This is a genomic window from Paenibacillus cisolokensis (assembly GCF_050481165.1).
Lineage (GTDB): Bacteria > Bacillota > Bacilli > Paenibacillales > Paenibacillaceae > Paenibacillus_AH > Paenibacillus_AH cisolokensis.
This window is the reverse complement of sequence record NZ_JBCNFP010000189.1, coordinates 1-4028: the sequence shown is the minus strand read 5'-3', so window position 1 is coordinate 4028 and position 4028 is coordinate 1. Positions and strand designations below refer to the sequence as shown.

The following is a 4028-nucleotide window of genomic DNA, read 5'->3' as shown; positions in this document are numbered from 1 at the left end:
GCGTCTGCGGCATGGGGGTCTAACTTTCAAATGAACCCCTCCAATCCATTGTATTGAGTGTTTCACATATATACGCTCAATGAACTGGAGAGTTTTTCTATCCCGTAGCTTTTTTGGGTTATTTTCACTCTGTAGGCTATTCAGAGTTAAATCTGATTAAAAGGGTAACTTGTAACGGACCGAGGCGCGAATGCGCCGAAGCGTGAATAAAGTTTAATATGAAGTAGGACTCTTCATCGAGTTGCTGTTGAAAATATCTGAATAGGTCCTTCCCAATCATCTTCTCTAATTTCTTGGTAGTTGTTATTGGTATATCTTTCAATTGTCTTTCTCCAAAAAATTTGAGCTGGTTTGTTACTTTCTATTTGAGCAACTTTCCAAATACCTCTAAATCTATTAAATAATTCAGTAGATGCTTGTTGACCTACTCCTTGATTTCTATATTTCTTCATTACAAAGAATTCTGCCATCGAATAATTCGTTTGGTTATTATCATTAGTTACAATCTCTCTTACTAGGGCAAACCCAGCCAGTTTTCCATTTACTCGAATAAAAAAAGGATACCTTCCTTCTTCCGTCCAATAATGATCCAAATACATATATTCATATAGACCGTTTTCATTTACATCTTCAGGGTCAAACTCACTAGAATCATATTTATAGAGTTCTAGAAGATTTCTTAATGTAGTTTTCTGATCATATTCAACCCTATGAATTGAGATCAATATGTTTTCCTTCTTTCGCCTTTGTCATATTTCAGCTAACGTCCCTCGTATTCACAAACCCGAGAACCTTAAGGGAGCGGGCGACCGGCCGCTTCACGGAGAGTCGGACCATAATCTGCTGATCCCTGTCAACTCGCTGCCCTTGAAAGCCATTTCATAAATATCCGGTTTCGTCGTTCGTTTCCAGAACGCGAAGCCGTAACGCCGATCGTAATAATGCATCATAGCCGTCATAATATTCCCGTGCGTTCCGATCACGATATGTTTGCCGGCGTAATCCGCCAGTAGCTGCTCGATGACCGGAATCGCCCGCCTCTGGGCTTCCCTCGTCGTCTCGCCGCCTTCCAGGGCATAGTCCACATCGTCGAACGATTTCTCGATCGCGGCCACCAGCGTCTCCCAGGAGGCTTTCCGGTCCAGCCCTTTAATCGGCCGTTCCCGCAGCGCATCATATGTAACGATCGGAAGATTTTTCAGCCGGGCCAGCGGTTCGACCGTCTGGACCGCTCTCGCATAGCTGCTGGACGCAATATAATGGACGTCGACGCCGCGCAGCGCCTCGGCCACCCGAGCAGCATCCTTGTGCCCTTGTTCCGACAAGCCTCTGCTTTTCTCCTCGCCGAAGACGAACGGCGATTCGGCATGCCGAACCATATAAAGTCGCGTCTCCATACCCGTCTCAGCCTCCTTCGGACGGCAGCGCTCAGCTCAGTCAACCGGCACAAGCCGAGCGGCTACCGGTACAAGCCAAGCGACGTCCCCCATTTTACCCGGATGTCCGGTTTGGTCCCGATTTCAAGCGGTTGCACGTCATGACCTTCGTCGAAAATGAGCACGAGCCCTTCATATCCGCCGTCTCTGACAATCGCCAGCTCCCGGATATTTTCGAGATGAAGATCGACCATTATTCCATCCAAAACATAAATGGCCACCCGCCCCCATCCGATGCCCGGCTCGACCGAAAAATCGATCCTGCATCGGTTCCGCGCAAGCGAAAAGGAGATGCAGTCGTAATACCAGGGCACCTCGGGATCCGAACGTGCGGCATCGCATTCGAACACATATTCAATCTCATACAGCTCCGGAATTTTCATTGGCGGTCGCCTTCTCTTTGCGAAATACGCTGTTGCTATCCTATCAGTATACCAATATTTGGGGTATATGGATAGAAGGATGGGGTAAAAAAATCCGCCTCCCGCCGCAGCGGAAAACGGATGCGCGGCTTGCGCCGCTACTTGTCGAGTCCATGGTCCTTCCAGGCCTGCAAAGTGTCAACCGGTTTGCCGTTCGCGCCGAACGCCTCGACGAAAGCTTTATTGCTGGCATCGTGAAACTGCTTCATCACCAGCACCTCGTAACCATTTCGACAAATTCTTCCGGCTTCCAACCGCTGTGATGCGTCTGCCGCGTTCCCCGTGCAGCCCGAAATGATCGACGCCCTTCTGCGGGAAGAAGCCTCTCGGGGTAAACACAAGGACGCAGTTGCGGGCTATGTTTTCGAGCAGCACGCCCGTACCGCTGCCGATGTCGAGCTTAAGTTACGGTGTTATAGAGTATACCGTACAAGCCGTACGCGTTCTCCCGCAGCATTCTCCGATCTCCATCCCTCCCGGAAAGCGGCTGTCGTCACAGCCGGAACCGTTCGATATGATCCCGCAGCCCTTCCTGCATCAGCACCTTTTTCTGCTCCGGTCCGAGCAGGTCGAAATGCGGATAGTCATCCCGCATATGGATGTAACGCGGGTTCAGCCCATTCTTCCGGCACCAGTCGGCCAGCTTGCCGACATCCGCACATCCGACCTTGGTGACCGTCCTGATACCGGGAAAACGCGGATCGACCCAATAATGGGTAAGGAACGCTATTTCCCCGCGCGCCGCCTGTTCCTTCCACTTTTTCAATTCCTGACGGGAAATGCCGAAGGCCACAGCCCCTCACTCTCCTTGCCCGCCGGTAACGATCGTTTTGACCCGCCCGACCCGTCCGTCTGTCAGCTTCACCTTGATCCCGTGAGGATGAAATGCCGAGTTGGTCAGCAGCTCTTGCACCACGCCCCGGGTCAATTTCCCTGTCCGCTGATCCTTCTTCAAGACGATATCGACCGTAAGTCCCGGCCGAATCGACGCCCGTCGCGTTCCGTCCATGCCGCATCCTTCCTTCTGTCCATCGTCTATGCTCTCCGGACCAGCATACCATATCGGCGAGGAAGATGCATGCCGCTTCCGGCAAAATGATCGTTTCCCCGCCAGCCCGGCCCGATCTTCCGCTTGCGCTTCGGAACGGGACCAAAGCGGCCGGATGCGTTCACCGCATGCAACTGATATACTGGACGAAGGACCGAACGTTATGATGGAAGCAAAGGAGTGTCTGCACCATGAACGACATCCGGCTGCCGGCCGGCTATATCGAACAGATGCGGCGAATGCTCGGAGAGAGCGAGGCGGAGCGCTTTTTCGCCAGTTACGGCGAGCCCCGGACTTACGGCCTGCGGCTTAATCCGCTCAAGATCGGACCGCACGACACCGGGCTGTTTGCCGTCCTGCAGGAGCAATTCGGGCTCGAGCCCGTCCCCTGGTGCAAGGACGGCTACTATTACCGCGAGTCTTCACGCCCCGGCACCCACCCTTGGCATGCAGCCGGCTTATACTATATCCAGGAGCCGTCGGCGATGTCGGCGGCCGAGCTGCTGGATGCCCGGCCCGGTGAAACGATTCTCGACCTGGCCGCCGCCCCGGGCGGCAAGACGACGCAGATCGCGGGGCGGATGCAGGGACAAGGGCTGCTTGTCGCCAACGAGATTCATCCGGCCCGCGCCAAAATATTAAGCGAAAATATTGAGCGCATGGGCATCCGCAATGCGGTCGTCGTCAGCGCATCCCCGGACCGGCTCGCAGCGCGCTTCCCCGCCTTTTTCGACCGGATTATGCTGGACGCGCCGTGCTCCGGCGAAGGCATGTTCCGCAAGGACCCCGATGCGGTCCGGGAGTGGTCCGAATCGCAGGTCGCCTTCTGCGCCGAACGCCAGAGCGGCATACTCGACGACGCGGCCGTCATGCTGCGGCCCGGCGGAACGCTCGTCTATTCGACCTGCACGTTCAACCGCGCCGAGAACGAAGATACGATCGAGGCTTTCCTGACGCGGCACCCGTCGTTCACGCTCGAGCGAACCGAACGGATCTGGCCGCATCGGGCGCGCGGCGAAGGCCATTTCGTCGCCGTGCTGCGCCGCGCGGCGGACGGCGGGGAAGACGCCGCGGTCGCCACGGCTCCGCGGCGCCCTTCCGGCCGCGCCGGCGCATCCGGCC

General features: G+C 55.1%; 6 protein-coding genes. 1 reads left to right on the top strand and 5 read right to left on the bottom strand.

Going from position 1 to position 4028, the window contains the following annotated elements; all coding sequences use genetic code 11:
- Positions 1-233 precede the first annotated feature (233 nt).
- The 5 genes from ABEV74_RS22855 to ABEV74_RS22835 all read right to left on the bottom strand — a co-directional run bounded on the left by ABEV74_RS22855 (position 234) and on the right by ABEV74_RS22835 (position 2867).
- Positions 234-725 (bottom strand): GNAT family N-acetyltransferase, encoded by a 492-nt coding sequence (locus ABEV74_RS22855; RefSeq protein ID WP_062494157.1) that lies wholly within the window; start codon positions 723-725, stop codon positions 234-236.
- Between the two features lie 93 nt (positions 726-818).
- Positions 819-1397, bottom strand: a complete 579-nt coding sequence (locus tag ABEV74_RS22850; protein ID WP_430149964.1) for a histidine phosphatase family protein — start codon at positions 1395-1397, stop codon at positions 819-821.
- Between the two features lie 62 nt (positions 1398-1459).
- A complete protein-coding gene (locus ABEV74_RS22845; RefSeq protein WP_430149962.1) occupies positions 1460-1819 on the bottom strand; it encodes a hypothetical protein in 360 nt (119 codons plus the stop codon).
- 532 nt (positions 1820-2351) lie between these two features.
- Positions 2352-2651: a hypothetical protein gene (locus tag ABEV74_RS22840; protein ID WP_062494163.1), complete on the bottom strand. Its 300-nt coding sequence runs from the start codon at positions 2649-2651 to the stop codon at positions 2352-2354.
- Between the two features lie 6 nt (positions 2652-2657).
- Positions 2658-2867, bottom strand: a complete 210-nt coding sequence (locus tag ABEV74_RS22835) for a YwbE family protein (RefSeq protein ID WP_062494165.1) — start codon at positions 2865-2867, stop codon at positions 2658-2660.
- Positions 2868-3097: 230 nt separating this feature from the next.
- On the opposite strand from ABEV74_RS22835, the gene ABEV74_RS22830 reads away from it, so the two are divergent.
- Positions 3098-4028: RsmB/NOP family class I SAM-dependent RNA methyltransferase (locus ABEV74_RS22830; RefSeq protein ID WP_430149959.1), on the top strand; the 931-nt coding region annotated here is incomplete at its 3' end.

What these genes read in the sequence shown, in the direction of transcription:
- ABEV74_RS22850 (WP_430149964.1), bottom strand. Translation starts at nt 1,397, where the DNA reads ATGGAGACGCGACTTTATATGGTTCGGCATGCCGAATCGCCGTTCGTC.
- ABEV74_RS22845 (WP_430149962.1), bottom strand. Translation starts at nt 1,819, where the DNA reads ATGAAAATTCCGGAGCTGTATGAGATTGAATATGTGTTCGAATGCGAT.
- ABEV74_RS22835 (WP_062494165.1), bottom strand. Translation starts at nt 2,867, where the DNA reads ATGGACGGAACGCGACGGGCGTCGATTCGGCCGGGACTTACGGTCGAT.